At 39.8% G+C, this 19,848-nt stretch carries 16 protein-coding genes; all 16 read right to left on the bottom strand.

Annotated features, from left to right (window positions below):
• Window positions 1-2 precede the first annotated feature (2 nt).
• The 16 genes from thrH to CCC17_RS12670 all read right to left on the bottom strand — a co-directional run bounded on the left by thrH (window position 3) and on the right by CCC17_RS12670 (window position 19,658).
• Window positions 3-605, bottom strand: coding sequence for a bifunctional phosphoserine phosphatase/homoserine phosphotransferase ThrH (gene thrH / locus CCC17_RS12745; protein ID WP_287083213.1), 603 nt, complete (start codon window positions 603-605; stop codon window positions 3-5).
• A gap of 135 nt (window positions 606-740) precedes the next feature.
• On the bottom strand, window positions 741-2,132 hold the full coding sequence (locus tag CCC17_RS12740; RefSeq protein WP_015524707.1) for an alanine/glycine:cation symporter family protein: 1,392 nt from the start codon (window positions 2,130-2,132) through the stop codon (window positions 741-743).
• 248 nt (window positions 2,133-2,380) lie between these two features.
• Window positions 2,381-3,775: a magnesium transporter gene (mgtE, locus tag CCC17_RS12735; protein ID WP_227573802.1), complete on the bottom strand. Its 1,395-nt coding sequence runs from the start codon at window positions 3,773-3,775 to the stop codon at window positions 2,381-2,383.
• A 541-nt stretch (window positions 3,776-4,316) separates the two neighbouring features.
• Complete coding sequence (locus CCC17_RS12730) at window positions 4,317-7,664, bottom strand: DEAD/DEAH box helicase family protein (RefSeq protein WP_287083212.1); 3,348 nt, start codon at window positions 7,662-7,664, stop codon at window positions 4,317-4,319.
• 28 nt (window positions 7,665-7,692) lie between these two features.
• Window positions 7,693-8,628, bottom strand: coding sequence for a RhuM family protein (gene rhuM / locus CCC17_RS12725; protein ID WP_287083211.1), 936 nt, complete (start codon window positions 8,626-8,628; stop codon window positions 7,693-7,695).
• A gap of 95 nt (window positions 8,629-8,723) precedes the next feature.
• On the bottom strand, window positions 8,724-9,881 hold the full coding sequence (locus tag CCC17_RS12720) for a restriction endonuclease subunit S (protein ID WP_287083210.1): 1,158 nt from the start codon (window positions 9,879-9,881) through the stop codon (window positions 8,724-8,726).
• Between the two features lie 35 nt (window positions 9,882-9,916).
• Window positions 9,917-10,885, bottom strand: coding sequence for a site-specific tyrosine recombinase/integron integrase (xerA, locus tag CCC17_RS12715; RefSeq protein WP_021651848.1), 969 nt, complete (start codon window positions 10,883-10,885; stop codon window positions 9,917-9,919).
• A 48-nt stretch (window positions 10,886-10,933) separates the two neighbouring features.
• The gene (locus CCC17_RS12710; RefSeq protein ID WP_021651847.1) at window positions 10,934-11,395 is read right to left on the bottom strand and encodes a hypothetical protein; all 462 of its coding nucleotides are present in this window, start codon (window positions 11,393-11,395) and stop codon (window positions 10,934-10,936) included.
• Window positions 11,396-11,854 (bottom strand): DUF3990 domain-containing protein, encoded by a 459-nt coding sequence (locus tag CCC17_RS12705; protein ID WP_161208501.1) that lies wholly within the window; start codon window positions 11,852-11,854, stop codon window positions 11,396-11,398. It lies immediately after the preceding gene.
• 16 nt (window positions 11,855-11,870) lie between these two features.
• Window positions 11,871-13,025 (bottom strand): restriction endonuclease subunit S, encoded by a 1,155-nt coding sequence (locus tag CCC17_RS12700; RefSeq protein WP_287083209.1) that lies wholly within the window; start codon window positions 13,023-13,025, stop codon window positions 11,871-11,873.
• A gap of 49 nt (window positions 13,026-13,074) precedes the next feature.
• Window positions 13,075-14,577 (bottom strand): class I SAM-dependent DNA methyltransferase, encoded by a 1,503-nt coding sequence (locus CCC17_RS12695; RefSeq protein ID WP_161208508.1) that lies wholly within the window; start codon window positions 14,575-14,577, stop codon window positions 13,075-13,077.
• Window positions 14,578-14,591: 14 nt separating this feature from the next.
• Window positions 14,592-15,647 (bottom strand): Fic family protein, encoded by a 1,056-nt coding sequence (locus tag CCC17_RS12690; protein WP_161208510.1) that lies wholly within the window; start codon window positions 15,645-15,647, stop codon window positions 14,592-14,594.
• Window positions 15,648-15,898: 251 nt separating this feature from the next.
• Complete coding sequence (locus tag CCC17_RS12685; RefSeq protein ID WP_022426051.1) at window positions 15,899-16,462, bottom strand: Fe-S-containing hydro-lyase; 564 nt, start codon at window positions 16,460-16,462, stop codon at window positions 15,899-15,901.
• Between the two features lies 1 nt (window position 16,463).
• On the bottom strand, window positions 16,464-17,306 hold the full coding sequence (locus CCC17_RS12680; protein ID WP_015524694.1) for a fumarate hydratase: 843 nt from the start codon (window positions 17,304-17,306) through the stop codon (window positions 16,464-16,466).
• 50 nt (window positions 17,307-17,356) lie between these two features.
• Window positions 17,357-18,967 (bottom strand): FAD-dependent oxidoreductase, encoded by a 1,611-nt coding sequence (locus CCC17_RS12675; RefSeq protein ID WP_022426050.1) that lies wholly within the window; start codon window positions 18,965-18,967, stop codon window positions 17,357-17,359.
• A 13-nt stretch (window positions 18,968-18,980) separates the two neighbouring features.
• Window positions 18,981-19,658: a 2Fe-2S iron-sulfur cluster-binding protein gene (locus CCC17_RS12670; protein ID WP_021652990.1), complete on the bottom strand. Its 678-nt coding sequence runs from the start codon at window positions 19,656-19,658 to the stop codon at window positions 18,981-18,983.
• Window positions 19,659-19,848: the final 190 nt, after the last annotated feature.

Genomic DNA, 19,848 nt, shown 5'->3' with positions numbered 1-19,848 from the left:
CTTCATTTCATTGCTTCTCTGATCGCTGCAAGAAGTTCATCGTACTCTTCGTAAGCCGGAATTTCCGGATGATCTGCACGAATCTGCTCTGTACTGCGGAAAAGGAAGCCTGCTTTGCTTGCCTGGATCATTCCAAGATCATTGTAGGAATCTCCACTTGCGATAGTCTCAAATCCCATGGACTGCAGTGCCTTCACAGTTGTCAGCTTGGATTTCTCACAGCGCATCTTAAAGCCTGTGATCTCTCCGTTCTCTGCTACTTCCAGGGAATTACAGAAAAGTGTCGGCCATCCAAGCTTCTCCATCAGTGGAGTTGCAAACTGTGTAAAGGTATCACTGATCAGTATCACCTGGGAAAAGGATCTCAGCTCATCTAGAAATTTCTTTGCTCCCGGAAGGGGATCGATCTTTGCAATAGTCTCCTGGATCTCTTTCAGTCCCAGACCATGCTCTTTCAGAATTCCAAGTCTCCAGTTCATCAGCTTATCATAATCCGGCTCATCACGGGTCGTTCTCTTGAGCTCCGGGATTCCGCTTGCCTCTGCAAATGCGATCCAGATTTCCGGTACCAGTACACCTTCTACGTCCAGACATGTAATATACATCTTTCATATCCTCCTCTTGATCCAACTTACCGTTGATATTTCACAGAGTCTGACTTCTTCCGGCTGTCAGAACTCTTTAATCTTTTAGCGCTTTACCCTGATATTACCATATGCTCTCAAGGTCTGTAAACAGTTTTATTTTTTCTTCTTTTCCGATTCATAGATTTTCAGCTCTTTCAGTGCTTTTTCCCCAAGAGGATACAGCATGAAAATATTAAAGATCGTCATCAGGCCGATTCCTACATCTCCCAGATCCCATACAAATGTGTAAGCCGCGATCCCACCGATAAACAGCATCACCAGTGCCAGCACCTTATATCCTGTCTGTGAACCCCAGTTATCACCAAAAAGATAAGCCACATTGCCTCTTGCATAAAACAGGATTCCCAGGAATGTGGAAAAGCTGAACATAAACAGTGTTGCAGCAATAAAGATCACTCCAAACTGCCCCATATGATAATGCATGGCAGTCTGAAGAAGTTCCATTCCGGAAAGCCCCTGTACCAGATCTTCCGGGGCCAGAAGCATGATCATAGCTGTACAGCTGCAGATCACGATCGTATCCACAAATACACCCAGGGCCTGGACAAATCCGGCTTTTACCGGACTGTCACATTCTGCTGCCGCTGCTGCACAGGGAGCGGAGCCGCTTCCCGCCTCATTGGAAAAAAGGCCTCTTTTTACTCCGTTCATCAGCACGACGCCAAATCCGCCGGCAACAGCCTGACGAAATCCGAAAGCTTCTTCAAAAATCCGTTTAAATACTCCCGGCATACTTCCAAGATTTGTAAATATAATAAACAGCGTGATCACAAAATAAAGCACTGCCATCACCGGCACCAGAAGATCCAGAACTTTAACCGTTGCATTCTTCCGAAGCACGATCACAGCTGCGATCACTACCAGCACGATGGTAGTATACAGCGGCGGAATATCAAAAGCATTTTTGAAAGACGCCGTGACGGAATTGCTGATAACCTGACTGATCCCACACCAGCAGATCAGGCCGGAAATGGCAAACAGAACGGAAAGCAGAACCTTTTTTCGTTTTCTGCCCTGTTTTTCTTCCCAGTAACGGTGGATATAGTAGGCAGGACCGCCCCTGTAGCCACCATATAGAGGATCCTTTTCTTTATAGAGCTGTGCCAGGGTCGCTTCGATAAAAGCAGTGGAGGAACCGATCAGCGCCGTGATCCACATCCAGAATACCGCTCCTGCACCTCCTGCCGAAATCGCAGCTACCACACCGACCAGGTTTCCCATTCCCACACGGGTAGCTGTAGATACGATCAGCGTCTGAAATGCTGAAAGATTATTTTTGTCACTTTTCTTTTCTGACAGGGCTCGTACCATATCCGGAAAAAGACGGATTGGCAGAAGCTTTGTCCTGATGGTAAAATAGATACCGGTCGGAATCAGAAGCAGGATCAGAAGTGAGATTCCCAGCGTACTTCCTCCCGGAAGCGGGATCCTTATCAGATCTCCCCACAGAAATGTATAGACCTTTTCGATCATTGTTACTATCATGTTACTGTTTCCTTTCCCCAATCACCCCATGTGATCGTTTTGTTCTCTTTTTCTGCCCGTTGTTTGTATTTATTTCTGCAACGTTTTAAACGGGCAAAGCGTGTCTTTCATTATAATAGCTTTCTGTTTGTATGTAAAGAAAAATCCCGAATCTTTCGATCCGGAATTTTTTTGTATTGGTAACTTTTCTGTTATTCGACAGATTTCTGATATCTGTCTATTTTTATGAGCATAGCTGCATTTTACTCTCAGCCAGCCAGGTGGAACATCTCGATCAGGAATATCCAGCTCATTCCATAGTATGTTATCACGGCTACAAGGTCATTCATCGTAGTGATCAGAGGACCTGAGGCTACTGCCGGGTCCACACCAACCTTTTTGAAAAACAGCGGTATGCAGGTTCCTACTGCACTGGATACCAGCATGGCCACCAGCAGAGATAATCCGATACAGCCGGATACCGCATAGGCAAATACGAGTGTTTTTCCTTTGAATAAGAAAATATACAATCCGATCAGTACAAAAGACAGAATACCGAGCAGACCACCGTTGCAAAGACCGATCCGCATTTCCTTCAGCACAAGCTCTGCTTTCTGTCTGCCCGTCAGCGTTTCATCCATCAGTACACGGATGGTTACAGCCAGGGACTGGGTTCCAACATTTCCTGCCATATCCAGGATCAGAGACTGAAAGCACATGATGATCGGCAGACAGGTAACTACTTTTTCAAACATTCCCACAACAGAAGATACCACCATACCAAGGCCCAGAAGAACGATCAGCCAGGGCATTCTTTTTTTCATGCTTTCAAAAAGAGGTTCTTTCAGATCTTCCTCTGCAGTCAGACCAGCCAGCTTTGCATAATCCTCTCCCATCTCATCGTCTACCAGATCGATGATCCCTGCGGATGTGATCACTCCAAGGAAACGATTGTCATCGTCCAATACAGGAATGGAATCTTCAGAATAATCCTTCAGCCGTTCCATACAGTCGTCGATCTGCTCAGTACCATACACATATGGATAGGAAGTTACGATCAGCTCTTCCATAGGGTGGTCCTGTCTTGCTGTGATCAGATCCTTCAGATCCAGGGCTCCATAAAACTCCCCTCTGTCCGTCACTGCAAAGATCGTAGAAATATTATCATTATCTGCCGCCTGGGAAATCAGCTCACTCATGGCCTGCTTTACGGTCAGATTTTCACGGATCACAATGCAGTTCGTTGTCATTCTGCTTCCGATCTCATCCTCATCAAAGGAGCGGATCATTTCAATATCTTTCCGCACCTGTTCATCCAGAAGCTGGATCAGAAGCTTGCGTTTTTCTTTATCGATCTGCTTTAAAACATCTGCCAGAGCATCGGTTTCCATTTTGGAAAGAATGGCTGCCGCTTTTTTTACATCCATCTCTTCCAGATATTGTACAGTTTCTTCTTCCTCCAGATACTCAAAAACATCTGCCAGCATACTGCTTTCCAGGATACGGTATAGTCTGCTTCGCTCCGCAGTGCTTAATTCTCTTAATACTTCCGCCAGATCGTTTTCGTGGAAATCCTGCAGCCTTTCACTTAAAACTGCCGGAGAAACACTGCTTCGGATCAGACTCAGAATATCTTTTGAAAAATCCTGATTCCTTTTTGTCATTTTCTCATCCTCCTCACATAGTTTCGCACAAAACACGCACACCAAAAACAGACATGTTAAAGCATGTCTATGTGCTGTTTGATTTTCGATTGTGTTTCCTTGGGATTTGAGTATAAAGCGAAATGAATTTATACATGATCGCCTTACTGTAAGATTCTCAGAATGAGAAGAATGAAAAAGATATCTATTATAATCCTGCTACAATTATAATGTAATAATACCGTACAGATTCTGGTGTCACCTATATATCCTGTCATATATATCCTTCTGATATACAGACATAATATTCCCACAGATATTCTGTACACTTAAAACAGAATGGAACAGCCTCATCCCTCTCTGTTTTTTCCATCTTTCACTCCGAGAGCTACAACTTCGCCCATGAGAATCACAACTGTCCATTCTGTTCACCTGCCTTTTTTCTTAAAATATCTTATCAACCCGGCCATTATAACGTTCCCGGCCGGGTTTTGTCAACCGGATTTATGGTTAAATTTATTGTAAATCCGGTTGAAATTTTATGTTTTACAGAGGTGGATGTTTATGCAGCAGCATTTGCGTTGATCGTATCAATGACTTTTTTTATTCCAAGCCAAACACCCATATCTGTAAAGATTTCCGAAATGCTCCCACGATCCGTAAACGGAGATTCCAGCAAAACAGAAAGATCCTTCATCATTCCATTATGAACAATATACTCAATGATCTGATTTACAAAATAAATCTGCCTGCTGTCCAGATTTACATCCTCAAGATACTTTGAAAAAGCTTCCTTTGCTGCATTCATATCAAGACCTACCATTTCTCTGACAAATTCTCCCAATGGCTTTCTGCCAAATTCTGCTTCATAATCCTCTTTTGTACCAAGCTCGCTCCAGAGAATTTTTTCCAGTTCAGCTACATCTTTTTCTGTAAGTGACTGATTCTTTTTCAGCTTAGCTATTACATGGTTATCCTGATGCTGTCGGACATAATATTCTACCCGTACTTTATAATTTTCCAGATCATCGTTTTCCAATTCTGCTTCTTTCCATTCCGTTGAAAGAATTTCGTCTGTAAAATTGGTCATATATTTATTCCTGCTCTTATCCGGAATATACTTCATAAGATCTCTCAGATTTTCCCTGATATTTTCAAATTCATTGATTCCTGCATTTTCCATATAATCTGTATGCAAAATCTGATCGATCAGCCCTGTTTGTGCCTGAATCTCCGGTATATTTGCCACACCAGCAATTCCGGAAACCTTTTTTAAAAGATCTTTTCGCGCACTTGTATATTTCTTTCCAACCAGAGATGCAAGTTCTATTCCATACATAAGTGCATCAAAACGTACTGCTGTTACTTCATCACTTTCAGGCAAAATCAAGGGTGCAACCTCTTCCCGTACAAGTAAAGTATCTTCATAAGTAAGCATCTGATAGTTCGACTCTTCTGAATATAATTCTACATATTTCAAATGTTGGCGAACTGTAAAACTATCTCTTGGGAGCTCTTTTACTTTTTCAGTCATGTGCTTTACAAGTGCAGTCCTGTACGCAGTTAATTTATCTGTCTGATATTTAATATCCTGAAGCTTGTACGAAATCTCAAACTGAAGATTAAAAACTGCACTTTGCAACGCCATCAGATTTGCGCTTGCTTTTCCTTTATTCATTCGGAAAAACTCAAAATTTCCACAAAAATCAAAAATGTAAAACTTTTTCTTATCTTCCCCATCCAACAATCCCGGGCATAGTCTTGTTCCTCGTCCGATCATCTGCCAGAATTTTGCTTTACTCATAACTTTCTTAAAGAATACAAGATTAAGAACTTCAGGTACATCAATTCCGGTATCTAACATATCTACAGAAATTGCGATCTGCGGTAGTTTTTTCGGATCTGAAAACTCATCAATTGCACTCTGTGCATATTTCATTCTGTTATCGATCACCATAGCATAATTCTTTAAATGCGGATATTCCTTATTAAAAATCTCAAGGATCTTTTCCGCATGATCATGATTTTTCGCAAAAATAATTGTTTTTCCAATCTTCTGTCCGTATTCAATTTTAATTCCATCTCTCATCAGGACATGAAGAATTTTTTTAATGGTATCTTCGTTAAAAATCCAGGTATTCAATGCAGCCGAATTTATCGCTTCCGGAAGCTTTCCATTTTCGTCTTCAAAAGTATTTTCATAGATTTCTTTATCTGCTTCTGAAAGTTCATCATATACAATTCCCTGATCAATAAATTTCACCCTGGATTCCACCGAAAGATAATCAACCAGATATCCATCCTTAACCGCCTGCGCCAGATCATATCCATAAGTGGGATCTCCGTTTGCCAGTTCAAACACTTCATATGTATTTTTGTCAATCTCATCTTTCGGTGTTGCGGTAAGTCCTACAAGCAGTGCATCAAAATATGTAAAAATATCTTTATATTTATTATAGATGGATCTGTGCGCTTCATCACAAATGATCAGATCAAAATGACCACTGGTAAAAACTTTTCCTTCTTTGTCATTTATCGTATCAATACAGTTTATCATGGTCTGATATGTGGAGAAAACACATCGCGACATATAATTATTCTTTTCTTCAACCAGATTTGTACAGGAAAAATCCTGCATCCAGTTTACAAAACTTCTTTTCGCCTGTGTTACCAGTGAATTTCTGTCCGCCAGAAAAAGTATATTCTTTACCCAGCCCGCATCAACCAGTACCTTGCACAAAGCCATTACTGTTCTGGTTTTTCCGGAACCTGTGGCCATAACAAGCAGGGCTTTTCTCCGATTCTTTTCATCAAAGCTCTGGCATACTGCTTTTATCGCGGCTTCCTGATAATAGCGGTCTGCTATCTTTTTATCTACAGAAATATTTTGCAGGCTTGTACGCATACTCAAAAGGTTAAACCATTTCTCCAGATCCCGTTTGGAATAAATAACTGAACATTTTCTTTCTGGATATTGTCCGTCTATGATCCGGGTTTCAAAACCATTGGTAAGGAAAATTACCGGACGTCGTTCATATTTCTTTTCCAGCAGATCTGCGTAAAGTTTCGCCTGCTGCCTGCCCTCAGCAATATCCTTGCAGGTACGTTTTGCTTCTATAATTGCCAGAGGTTTACTCGTATCATCATAAAGAACATAATCAATACGTCCAATCCCTGATTTATTCGGCATTCCTGTCACAGTCATCTCATTTAACCAGTCTTTTCCCTGCGTCCACCCTGCATCAATGAGCATGGAATCTATGTAAAGTTTTCTGGTTTCATATTCAGATAGATCCAGAGGTTTCGGAACATATGTCTGCTGCTGTTTCTCGTGACGTGCGGACAGTTCTTCCCTGAGAAAAGTATTTTCTGTCATCAGTTTTTGTAGATCCAGTTCCTGCTGGGCAGTTTTTTCTTGTTCTTTCAGAAGTGTTTCCTTTGTTTTTCTGGCTGTTTCCCTGGATGCCTTTGCCTTCTCAATTCTGCCATCAATAATCGATTTGTCAAATGGATGTTCCTGATACTGTTCTCCATAACAATATGCAACGTAATCTAAAAAAATCGACAGATTTTCAAGACAGAGCATCGCTGCATCTCTGCCAGGTTTTTTATTGCTATGTGCCACACTATTTCCACATCTGCGGATATAATCCATCCGTTTCCAAAGATCCGGTCCCACTAACTGTCTGAATTCCTCTGTATTCATCAAAGTGTGAAGGTTATCCTGGTACGGAATCTGCAAACTGTTCTCCACAGAATACAACCATTTCACAGCAAATTCCATAGCCCGCCGGCTGTTAAGAATACTCGCATCCGGATCTGCTAATATAATTTTCTCTGCAGAGATGGCAACATTCGCAAATGCAGAGAATTTTGATTCATTTTTTAAGTAATCAAAGTTTGTTACCATTGTGAAATCTCCCTCTTTTACTTTCACTTTACATTGACAATAAATTCATTACCAAATTAACCATAATATCTTTTTCTTTTGGATCTGACTCTGCAATCATCAATGTAATTGCTACTAATGCACCATCACTTATCCTTTTCTGTCCATCTTTGTAGAGTACATCATTGCGAGCTAAAAATTCCAAAAATAACGATGCAGCAATTCTCTTACATCCATCAGCATAGGGATGATCTTTTATCATAAAATACAAAAGATTAGCGGCTTTCTCTTCTAAAGAAGGATAAACCTCTCCTCCGAAAACATTTTGGTAAATTGCTGCAAAAATACCTTCAACTTTCCCCGTTTCTTTTTCAACACCAAAGACATCCGAATGAAATGAATCTTCCATTGCATTCACCATATTTCTACAATCCTCGTATGTAATTCTGTATATGGCTTTATTTCCTGCAGGCTTTTTAATCGACTGGTGATCATACTGGTCTAATAACATCAAGGCATTTGTATATAAATCAACAGCTTTTAGCACCTCTGCTTCATCTATTTCCAAAGTACATGCAAGCATTTTGGTTTGAATATTTACTGTTCTCTGTAAGGCTTCTAATCTTTTTTTATTGATTGCATAGCCTTGTAGGATATACTGTTTCAGAACATTATTTGCCCATTTTCTAAATTCTACACCTCTGTTAGATTTGACTCTATAGCCTATAGAAATAATCATATCTAAATTATAATGTTCTACTTGATACACTTTTCCATCTGAAGCAGTTGTCGCAAAATTTGCGACAACTGAATTATCCAGTTCTTCTTTTAATGCATTATTAATATGTTTACCAATTGTCTTTACGTCTCTTCCAAATAATTTAGCTAGCTGATTCCTATTAAGCCATACGGTATTATTTTTGACAGACACAGTTAATTTTATTTCCTTATCAGCAGTTTCAAATAAAATTATTTCATTTTGCATATTTAACCCTCTTCTGAAAATATACCATTGTAAATTTCATCCCCCTCGTAGTAAGTAATTTCTCTCACGTATCTCCGTAAAACATTTCTTTTGCTTTATTTTACTTTCTCGATTGTAACGTGACACATATAATTCCATTTCTGTAAAAGCTGATTGATAACTTTTGATTTGTCGACTTGTTCCGCAAACTCCACAAATGCCTTTTGCTGTTCAATAGGTGGAACAATAAGCTCTACCTCTCTCAAATCTTCCATATTCAACTGAATCAAAGTAATGCCCTTGGCTTTACTTTTAATATCGTCATTCAAATGCTTGCTATCCATAAGATATTTTAAGAATTCTAACACCATAATGTTCTCTTGAGTTCTAATAGGGACAATACCTCTTCCAACATTGCATCCTTTGAATTCTTTTCCAACAATACAAGTATCAGCGATATTAGCTCGAACTGTTATAAGCATTTCATGACCTTTTAATATCGTTCTCTTGTATTTATTGGATATTTCCTCAGTAGTTCTTTTTAACTCTTCCAACTTGGGAATTCTATTGACAATATCAACAGGTCTGAATACTGGCACTCCCTCTTCTTGGTCATTTCCGGTCTGTACAATGCCATATGATATAGTACAATCATCAGTAACAATCTCTTGAAGTTGCTTCTTTTCCCATCCCATAGGATTATCTACAGCATCACCAAACATCTCGACAAATCGGGCTTTAATAAGGTTATCTAATAAAAATAATTCCTTCTCTCTATTTACTAAAACACGCATCATTTTATCAAGAACAGCAACAATTTCTCTCTGTTTTTTTATAGAGCAAACATCTATCTCCATTTCCGACAAAGTCGCTTTATTGAGAGTCTTTCCCATTACAGCTTTATTACTACTTTCATCCCAATTTCTATATTTAAACAAATAAAATATATACTCTGGAAGGATATCAACAGCATGCTTATCATGAAATGCCATTATCGCTTCATTAGAATACATATCTTCTGCTGTTATTGCAGTCTTTCCAATTGATAACTTAAAGCTCATAATAACTGTATTGGCAGGAATAATTTTTATTCCACTCTCTTTGACTGCAGCATCTGATAAAAATTCCTTTGTATCGGAAATATACTTTCCTGCCTTTGTTAAATCCGCTATGGAAATCCATTTATTATCTTCTGTACACCAATAATCTGGATTATTTCTTGATGGTGTTTTTCCCATCTGCAAATCAAATATCTCTTTTAATTTATATCTCATATGCCCTCACTACAAATCCGAATTTTGAATAAAAGTCAGCTCATATATTTCTGATGAGATGTTTTAACATTGTTTTGATTCACCATCGCATACTGCATCGTTGTATCAATTTGTGAATGTCCTAATATTTTTTGCACCTGTTCTATTGGCATTCCTTTATCTATTGCTCTGGTTGCCATGGTTCTTCGAAATTTATGGGGATGAATGCGTTCCAGATCAATTCGTCTTCCTAATTCCCTTAAACGAATTTCCACTCCGCTTATTTTTAGCCTATCATGTGGTGCATCCAGGGTTACAAACAATGCAGAATTATTATCTTTTCGGTGATCAATATATTTTTTTAAATGCACCTTCGCTTTTGCATCAAAATATACCCGTCGCTCTTTGTCTCCCTTTCCATATACAATGCACTCACGCCCTTCTAAATCAATATCATCAACATTCAGATTTACCAGTTCACCTACTCGTATTCCTGTAGAATATAGTAAATCTATAATTGCCAGATCCCTGATTTCTTTGCAGTTATCCCTAAGTCGTTCAATTCCTTCATCTGTAATAACGCTTTTTACTACCGTTTTAGTTTTAATCTTATGAATCCGTTTCATAGGACTTTTTAAAATATAATCTTCTTCCTCTAACCAGGAGAAAAAGCTGGAAATGTTTCTTCGAATGTTATCCACCGTAACATTTGAACATTTATTATTTTTCTGATATTCTGCCAGATATGTCCGTATTTCTTCTGTTGTAATCTTCCTTACAGATGTTTCAATATGGGATAACAAATGTTCTACCGTAACTTTATAATATTGAATAGTTCTTTCTGAACAACCTTCTATCTTCTTTGCGTCCAGAAACATTTTAAGAAAATCTATATTGGATATTTCCATTTTGTCAGCTTCATTCTCTGCACATACTTTTAAGATTACTTCCTGAAGTTTTTTCATTTGTGTAATTGACAGATATTCTGACATTTCATTCAGTATTTTTACTATTTTTTCTTCCATACTGGCATACTCCTTTCAAGATATACCAGCATCCTTCAACCATTTTGTTTATAGCATTTTGTTTTCTCGGTACGATTCAAATATATATGACGGATTTTCGTAATATACACTGCTGTTGTAGTCATCAATCTTTGCACTGATAAAGGAATTGTATACTTTTATTAAAGCATCTACGATTCCAATATTTTCATCTGCAGCAACCATTTTTATCAGCCGCTTATATACTTTTCCAATGTCCCAATGTGATGGAATGCTGTATTTACAATCACCCACATTGTTAAAATTTCCTTCTTGCATTCCTGCTTCTTCAATAAAATCCTCACTGACTCTGTCAATGTTGTCACAATGGTAAATATCTGCCAGGTCATAGATTTTATCAATTCTCTGCTTTCCAAGTTTATTTACAACATCTGCCCGTGTATTCTTTGTTTTCCTGGCAATGTAATCGATCAGGCTGCATGTGTAAAATAAATCATTATCTTTTTTGCTTTCATGTCCTTCTCCTGCCATTTATAGCACCTCACAATCTCTATACTTCAGGCATTTCAATGATTCTTTGGAACAAAATGCTATCTGATGAGTTGGATACTTGAACTTTGCCAGAACCCAAAACTGTTCTCTGGTAATCGTACCGTCCATGTAATCAGAAACAAAATTATAAATCTGATCGTCTGCCATTGCACCGATTACAATATCATATTCATGGTCTTTCCCACTCCGACATGCAATTATAAAATCCAACCATTCTTCTGTCATATCTTTGAATTCTTTTATTTTCAGATTCGATTTTAAACGCACATCATAGACAGATACAACTTTCGTATCATATCTCCTGGCCCATCTTTGAGCCTGTTCTTTTATAATCGTACAGTAAAAACCAGTTCCAAAATCTTTTGTATTACGACCTTTTCTGATTTCCGGTTTCTCTAAAGCCTGATATCCACCATGATACACCGTCATTATCGCCATTCAGCTTCTCTCCTTTCTAGCCAAAGTATTGTTGCATCAGACTATCGAATAACTTTTGTGTTTCATCCAGTGCTTTTTGTACTTTAACTTTTGATTTGTCTACTTGTTCACTAAAAGAAACATATTTTAATTGCTGTTCTATAGGTGGCACAATTGTCGGCAATCCTCTCAACTGCCGCATATTTATGCTTGCTATACCTGTCGTTTGTTTTGCTGCTCTCAAGAAATATGTTTTTGCCTGCGGGCTTTGTAAATAAGCTGAAAAATATCGCGGTAATATTCGTGTTTCATCCAATCGTACTCTAAATATATGATTCTGATGAATACAATCTTTCGGTGGTAAAGATATAATAGCTCCTCTTCCTAGTTTATCTGGATCTCCACCCTCAGTCATTAAGACATCGTCTGGCAATAATTTATACTGAATTATTTCATCTTCTGTTGCTAATATTGTTTTAACAGTTGTCCAATCAATATATCCATCTTTTACGTTTGAAACAGCCATATATGGCACTTCTCGCAATTCTCCACATTTTGTTTTTCTTCCTTTAGTTATCCCTGAAACAATGTCCGCAATTTCTTCCAATCTAAATTGATCGTATTCTGTTTTGTTCTCAAACATCTCGACAAATCGGGCTTTGACTAAAGTATCTAACACCGATAATTCTTGTTTTCTAAACCTAATAATGGTATTTACTTTTTCCAAAATTTTTACTATTTCATGTTGCTCTTCTATTTCAGGAACATTTATTTCGATTTCTGAAACTATTGCCTTTGATATTTCTTTAAATGTTGCACCTCTACCAAGCGAATTCAAAAACATAGTATTTCCTTTTAAGAACCAATATAAATATTTATTAAATATTTTCTCCGAACATATCAAATTTTTAAACCCTTGATTACAATACATTTCGCATCCAGCAATAGCAACTTTGCCAATAGGCGCTCTTGTCGAAAGAATCACTGTTCCCTCTGGAAATGAAGATAAGCCTGTTTTTTCAACCGCCAATTTCGTAATTTTCCGTACACTATCATTAATTATATATACATTCTCATTGAGCTCCGCCGGTGTTATCCATTTGACATCACCATCCCAATATTCTTCTATAGTAGTTTTAGGTGTACTCCCTGATACAATCTCACATATATCACCAAGTTTACATTTTTCCATCTACATCATTCCACACAAATCCGAATTTTCGAATCTGCCATCCTTTCTTCTATAATCCCAACAACCTCTCCAACTCATCCATTTCTTTTCCAATCTCCAGCTCCAGCTCCCGGATATTGGCCATGATTTCTGATGTTGGCGGATATTCCACCGGGGTGTATTCAATTTCTTTGTATTTATTGATACTGAGGTCATAATCATTTTCCACAATATCTTTTTTCGGTACCATAAATGACTGGTCTGTTCGCTTCCGGTCCGCTTCTTTATCAAGGTTTTTGAAACGCTCTATAATATCCGGAATGTCATTTTCTGTAACCGGAGTACGTTTATCGTCCAGACTGAAGCCATCTGCTTTCATGTCATAAAACCATACCTGATCAGTTCCGCCATGTTCTGTTTTTGTAAAAATAAGGATTGCTGTGGATACTCCTGCATAGGGTTTAAATACACCGGAAGGCATAGATATTACAGCTTCCAGTCTCTGATTTTCAACAATTTCCTTACGGATGGATTTATGTGCCCGTGATGATCCGAAAAGTACACCATCTGGTACAATACAGGCACATCTGCCTCCAATTTTCATAATCCTCAAAAACAAAGCCAGAAATAAAAGTTCTGTTTTCTTTGTCTTGCAAACTTTAAGAAGATCTCCGGAAACGGACTCTGCATCCAGGCTTCCTTTAAAAGGTGGGTTTGCCAGCACAAGGGAATACTGATCTTTATCTGCATTCTGATCAGATAAGCTGTCCCGATACTCAATATAAGGATTTTCTATTCCGTGAGTCATCATATTCATGGCTCCAATACGAAGCATGGTGCGGTCCATATCATATCCATGGAACATATGATTCATGTAATGATCTTTTTTCTGCTTATCATAAAAAATTTCTTCTTTTCTTTTTTCTTTCAGATATTCTCCTGCTGCAACCAGAAATCCGGAGGTTCCACATGCCGGATCACAGATAATCTCATCACTGGACGGATCCATCATCTCAACCATCATCCGGATAATATGTCTTGGTGTACGGAACTGTCCATTCCGTCCGGACTGAGCTATTTTTGAAAGAAGATATTCATATACATCTCCTCTGACATCTGCTGTCTGGATTTCATTCATAAGTTTGTAAATTTCATCCAGAGAATCCACCACTTTGGATAAAAGGAGTGGTGTCGGAAGCTTAAATATCGCATCGTCCATATATTTGGAATATGCACTGTTTTTATCATTATGAAGATTTTTTATAAACGGAAATACCCATTCCTGCATGATCATATACATTCTGTCTGCCGGAAAATCATGGAATACGGACCATTTCAGCTGACTTCCGTCAATTGTTCTCTCACCTATTTTTACTTCTCCGGAAAAAATACTCTGAAATGGCAAGCCAAGCATTGCACTTTCTCTTGCACGCATATTATCGGAATCATCCAGATCATGAATAAACATCAGGTATGTAATCTGTTCGATTACTTCCAGTGGATTGACAAGTCCTCCTGCCGCAAATATATCCCATAAACCATCTATTTTGTTTTTTAATTCACCAGTGATCATTTTTTATCTCCCATCTATCGTTCATTATTCCAGGTATATTTCGTATACCTGCCACCGCCGATTTTTAAAATTTTTTCTGCTGTCAGTAATTCTGCCAGTGTTCTCTGTATCGTTACCACACTGATATCCGGACATTTTTCTGCGATTTCTTTTTTTGTAATTATACCCGGATTATTTTTTATAATCTCTTCTATTCGCTCCGGTTTTGATATATTCTGCGTTATCAGCAATTTTATCCTTGAAGAAAATTCTCTGTATGCTCCTACGATAACGCCAAGCATATATTTTACAAATGGTATATAATCATTCTTATTCTCATACCAGTTCTCAGAACTTTCCCTTAAACATTCATAGTATAATTCCTTTGAATTTTCTATCATTCTCTCGATACTGATATATTTTCCCACAATATAGCCGGATCTGTACAAAAGTAATAGTGTAAGTAAACGGCTCATTCTTCCATTGCCGTCATTAAACGGATGTATGCATAGGAAATCCAGAATAAACATTGGAATCAAAAGAAGTGGATCTATTTCTCCTGTTGCCATTGCCTCTTCAAATGCTCTGCATAGTTCTTCCATTGCTTCCGGTGTTTCCCAGGCCGGTACTGGTTTAAACCGTATTTTTTTTATTCCCCGGGAATCTTCTTCCTCAATTATATTATCCGCAGTTTTATATTTCCCTCCAATATTGTAGCTTTCAAATTTATACAAATCTCTGTGGAGCTGTAAAATAATCGCAGACTTTGGTGGGATATGGTCATGACTTTCATGAATTGTATTCAATACATCTCTGTATCCGGCAATTTCCTGTTCATTTCTTGTCCTTGGCCTTGTTTTGTCTTTTACCAATTCCCGCAATCTGATATCTGATGTATAAATACCTTCTATTTTATTGGAACTTTCCGTACTTTGAATCTTGGCGATTTCAACTAATTGTGTAAGAGTATCTGCTTTGGCCTCAATAAAAAGAGTTTGTTCTCCTTTAAATTCATGTATCTGTGTCAGGTAAGATACAATTTCAGGAGTCAACAGATTTTTCCACTTTTCCCGATAATCAAACTGTCTCATATATTTTTCATCACCTTCTTTATCACTCTTTTTTCGATTTTATTTACTTCAAGTATATAAATCAATCTTATCATTGTCAACTTTAATTTGATCATTTTCTCAAGAATGATTAAATTGAAAGTGAAATGATAAAATTAAAAAGCCCAACAATAAATGCTTCTGCACGGATTTTCAGCATTTACTGTCGGACTTTTATCCTTTTTTTATTCCTTTTTGAAATATATCACAATATCATATTGTAGAGCAAAAGATTATTCTGCATGGTCTTTCAGGTACTCTGCACGCCCCTCTTCGTAGAGGTTATTTCCCTCGCTGTCAATGATGACTACAAGCGGCATGTCTTCCACATAAAGCTTGCGGAGTGCTTCTGCTCCGAGGTCTTCGTAAGCGATAAGCTCTGCTTTTTTGATGCATTTTGCAAGAAGTGCCCCTGCACCGCCGATGGCTCCGAAATATACGCCGTCATATTTTTTCATTGCATCTACGACTTCCGGAAGGCGGGCACCTTTTCCGATCATTCCTCTGGCGCCTACGGACATCATAGTCGGTGCATAGGCATCCATACGGCCGCTGGTTGTAGGGCCTGCGGAGCCGATGACTTCGCCTGGTTTTGCCGGAGTCGGACCTACATAGTAAATAGTAGCATCTGTAGGATCAAAAGGAATCTTTTCTCCTTTTGCAAGGGCCTCGCACATTCTCTTGTGACCTGCATCACGGGATGTATAGATGGTTCCTGTCAGTAAAACCTGGTCGCCTGCATGGAGAGTTCTTGCCAGCTCTCTTGTCAGAGGCAGTGTGATCTTTCTTCTTTCCATATTAAAGCACCTCCGTTTTATGACGTGTTACATGGCAGTTGATGTTAACTGCACATGGCATACCTGCGATATGAGTAGGCATAGTCTCAATGTTCAGACCGATAGCTGTGGTCTTTCCGCCAAAGCCCTGAGGTCCGATACCAAGCTTGTTGATCTTCTCCAGCATCTCTTTCTCAAGATCTGCATAGTAAGGATCCGGGTTCTCTGTATTCAGAGGACGCATCAGCGCTTTCTTTGCAAGAAGTGCACATTTGTCAAAAGTTCCTCCGATACCAACACCAACTACCATAGGCGGACATGGGTTCGGACCTGCAGTTTCTACAACCTCAAGAATGAAATCCTTGATTCCCTGAAGGCCTGCAGATGGCTTGAACATACGGATCTGGCTCATATTCTCGCTTCCGAAGCCTTTTGGTCCTACAGTTACTTTCACCTGATCTCCAGGAACGATCTCTGTATAGATCATAGCCGGTGTATTGTCACCTGTGTTTCCACGGCGTACCGGATCCTTGACAACGGATTTTCTCAGGTAACCTTTATCGTATCCGCGGCGTACACCTTCATTGATGGCATCATTTAAATCTCCGCCTGTAAAGTGGACATCCTGGCCAATTTCAAGGAATACGCATGCCATTCCGGTATCCTGACAGATCGGAACATTCTCACTGTCCGCAATATCAAAATTCTCGATAATGTTATCAAGGACACCTTTTGCGATCTCGCCGTCCTCGCAGGCACGGCAGGTTTTGATAGCATCCTTCACATCTTCCGGGAGATGTTCATTGGCTTCGATACAGAGTTTTTCGATAATCTCTGTAAGTCTGTTTACTTCGATTTCTCTCATAATAGACTCCTTTCGCTTATCTCATATGTTTTTATTATCATAACATATTGTTAACGTTCGTGGCGGGCATATTTCGGCAGAAGCATAGGAGATACGTCTCCTGTATCAACTCCTGCATTTTTCAGTTCCTCTTCATATTTTCTGATATGATCCAGATTCATAGTGCCAAGCTCTACCTCTTTGCATTTGGCAGCTGCTTTTTTACCTGCATTTCGTCCGAATACAATTACATCAAGAAGAGAGTTGCCCATCAGTCGGTTTCTTCCGTGGATTCCGCCTGCTGCCTCTCCTGCAACCAGAAGGTTCGGGATTTCTTTTGTAAAGCCGTCTCCGTTGATCTCAAGACCACCGTTCTGATAATGAAGGGTCGGGTAGATCACGATCGGGACTTTTCTCATATCAATGCCGTAATTCATGTACATACGGAACATGGCAGGGATCCTCTTTTCGATAGTTCCCTCACCGCCCAGGATCTCGATCATCGGAGTATCCAGCCATACACCTTTTCGTCCACCTGGAACTTCCACGCCACGGCCTTCCTCACACTCGCGGATAACACCGGAAGCATTTACGTCACGGGTTTCCAGCGGATGAATATAAGCCTCTCCGTTTGCATTTACAAGCTGTGCACCAACGGAACGAACCTTCTCTGTTACCAGGGCACCAAGGATCTGTGACGGATAGATCGCACCTGTTGGATGATACTGGATAGAATCCTGGTAAAGAAGGGAAGCGCCTGCTCTGTATCCAAGCACGAGTCCGTCAGCAGTTGCTCCGTAGTGATTGGAGGTCGGGAATCCCTGATAATGCATTCTTCCTGCACCACCGGTTGCAATTACAACTGTTTTTGCTCTTGCAACGGAATAGTCTCCGGTTTCCATGTTGAGAAGAACTGCACCGGCAGTCTGACCTTTTTCATCCTTCAGAAGTTCTACAGCGGATGTAAATTCCACTACCGGGATCTTAAGATTTAAGACCTCATCACGGATAGTACGCATGATCTCTGATCCGGAATAATCCTTTGCAGCATGCATTCTCTTTCTGGAGGTACCGCCGCCATGTGTAGTGACCATGGTTCCGTCTTCTGCTTTATCAAACTCAACACCAAGGTCGTTGAGCCATTTGATCGCATCCGGTGCTTCCATTACCAGTCTTTTTACAAGCTCCGGTTTTGCGGCAAAATGTCCGCCTCCAAAGCAGTCCAGATAATGCTGTACCGGGGAATCATTTTCTTTATCTGCTGCCTGGATCCCGCCTTCTGCCATCATGGTGTTGGCATCACCGATACGGAGTTTTGTAACGATCATAACGTTGGCACCTGCGTTGTGGGCCTCGATGGCACAGGAAGAGCCTGCTCCACCACCGCCGATGATCAGTACATCTACATCATAATCGATTTTTGTAAGATCGATTTTTTCGTTGAGCAGACGGCTTTCTGAATGGAGCATTTTTGTCAGTTCCAGTGGTGCTTTCTGTCCCTTGTTCGGTCCTACCTTAATCTCTGCAAATGCATCCGGGTTATAGTCCGGATGGAATTTTTTGAGAAGAGCATCTTTCTCATCTGCACTCAGACGTCTTGGCTCTGTTGCCATACGCTCCGCTCTTGTAGCCTCTACCTTTTTGATGGATTCCATCATATTTTCTGGATATGGTGCATACATGTTTTACGCCCTCCTACTTCTCGATTTCTCTGCTGTTGTAAAGTTCCTGCATCTCTGTGATCGGCTTCTGCATGATCTTCTCGATCATATCGTCAAATTTGCCCTCGTGGATCTCTTCCACACGTTTCTCCAGATGCTCGCTTTTCGGCGCAATATATTTTCCGGTGAGACGTCTTGCCAGAAGGCCTACCATCGGATGGGAAATTCCTGCCGGACATCTTACGGAACAGCAGCCGCAGCTTACGCAGTCAAAGGATTCCTCTGCACATTTTTCAAGCTCGCCTCTCTGCGCATATGCAATATACTGCATGACATTTAAGTCCTGTGTACAGGCCTTTGTGCAGGCATTGCATCCGATGCAGCTGTAGATCTCCGGATAAAGCTCCATCATTACCTGCTGGTTCGGCTTAAGATCTTCTATATTATAAAGTCTCTTGTCTGTAGGGAAGAACGGGATACTTGCCACATACATTCCCTCCTGCACCTGTGTCTGACAGGCGAGACAGGTTTTCAGCTCATTCTGTCCCTTGATCCTGTAGATGGTCGCACAGGCACCGCAGAATCCGTGTCTGCAGCCGCATCCTCTTTTTAATGTGTAACCGGCATATTCCATAGCTGTCATAATGGTCAGATCACCGGGAACGCTGTATTTTTTACCGAAAAAATATACGTTTACCATATTATTTTCCATGTTGGTGTCCTTTCTTTTATCCAAATCGTACGCCATGTGGAACAGCCATCTCACACGTGCCCGTCGCAACGCTCTGCTGAACTAAGTACTAACTGCGACTAAGGAGTTCAGGAGAGCCTTCACTCCTAAGTCTTCGTAAGTACTGGATTTCAGCGCCGCTAAAATCGCTCCTAAAATGGGCATCTTAGCG

The sequence above is a fragment of the Blautia sp. LMAG:36 genome, assembly GCF_008680535.1.
Taxonomy (GTDB): Bacteria; Bacillota; Clostridia; order Lachnospirales; family Lachnospiraceae; genus Blautia_A; species Blautia_A fusiformis.
The sequence above is the reverse complement of the archived record's forward strand: the minus strand, read 5'-3'. Positions and strand labels throughout refer to the sequence as shown.

Excerpts from the sequence above, each read along its gene's own strand:
- thrH (WP_287083213.1), bottom strand. The coding sequence starts at position 605 with ATGTATATTACATGTCTGGACGTAGAAGGTGTACTGGTACCGGAAATC.
- CCC17_RS12740 (WP_015524707.1), bottom strand. The coding sequence starts at position 2,132 with ATGATAGTAACAATGATCGAAAAGGTCTATACATTTCTGTGGGGAGAT.
- mgtE (WP_227573802.1), bottom strand. The coding sequence starts at position 3,775 with ATGACAAAAAGGAATCAGGATTTTTCAAAAGATATTCTGAGTCTGATC.
- CCC17_RS12730 (WP_287083212.1), bottom strand. The coding sequence starts at position 7,664 with ATGGTAACAAACTTTGATTACTTAAAAAATGAATCAAAATTCTCTGCA.
- rhuM (WP_287083211.1), bottom strand. The coding sequence starts at position 8,628 with ATGCAAAATGAAATAATTTTATTTGAAACTGCTGATAAGGAAATAAAA.
- CCC17_RS12720 (WP_287083210.1), bottom strand. The coding sequence starts at position 9,881 with ATGAGATATAAATTAAAAGAGATATTTGATTTGCAGATGGGAAAAACA.
- xerA (WP_021651848.1), bottom strand. The coding sequence starts at position 10,885 with ATGGAAGAAAAAATAGTAAAAATACTGAATGAAATGTCAGAATATCTG.
- CCC17_RS12710 (WP_021651847.1), bottom strand. The coding sequence starts at position 11,395 with ATGGCAGGAGAAGGACATGAAAGCAAAAAAGATAATGATTTATTTTAC.
- CCC17_RS12705 (WP_161208501.1), bottom strand. The coding sequence starts at position 11,854 with ATGGCGATAATGACGGTGTATCATGGTGGATATCAGGCTTTAGAGAAA.
- CCC17_RS12700 (WP_287083209.1), bottom strand. The coding sequence starts at position 13,025 with ATGGAAAAATGTAAACTTGGTGATATATGTGAGATTGTATCAGGGAGT.
- CCC17_RS12695 (WP_161208508.1), bottom strand. The coding sequence starts at position 14,577 with ATGATCACTGGTGAATTAAAAAACAAAATAGATGGTTTATGGGATATA.
- CCC17_RS12690 (WP_161208510.1), bottom strand. The coding sequence starts at position 15,647 with ATGAGACAGTTTGATTATCGGGAAAAGTGGAAAAATCTGTTGACTCCT.
- CCC17_RS12685 (WP_022426051.1), bottom strand. The coding sequence starts at position 16,462 with ATGGAAAGAAGAAAGATCACACTGCCTCTGACAAGAGAGCTGGCAAGA.
- CCC17_RS12680 (WP_015524694.1), bottom strand. The coding sequence starts at position 17,306 with ATGAGAGAAATCGAAGTAAACAGACTTACAGAGATTATCGAAAAACTC.
- CCC17_RS12675 (WP_022426050.1), bottom strand. The coding sequence starts at position 18,967 with ATGTATGCACCATATCCAGAAAATATGATGGAATCCATCAAAAAGGTA.
- CCC17_RS12670 (WP_021652990.1), bottom strand. The coding sequence starts at position 19,658 with ATGGAAAATAATATGGTAAACGTATATTTTTTCGGTAAAAAATACAGC.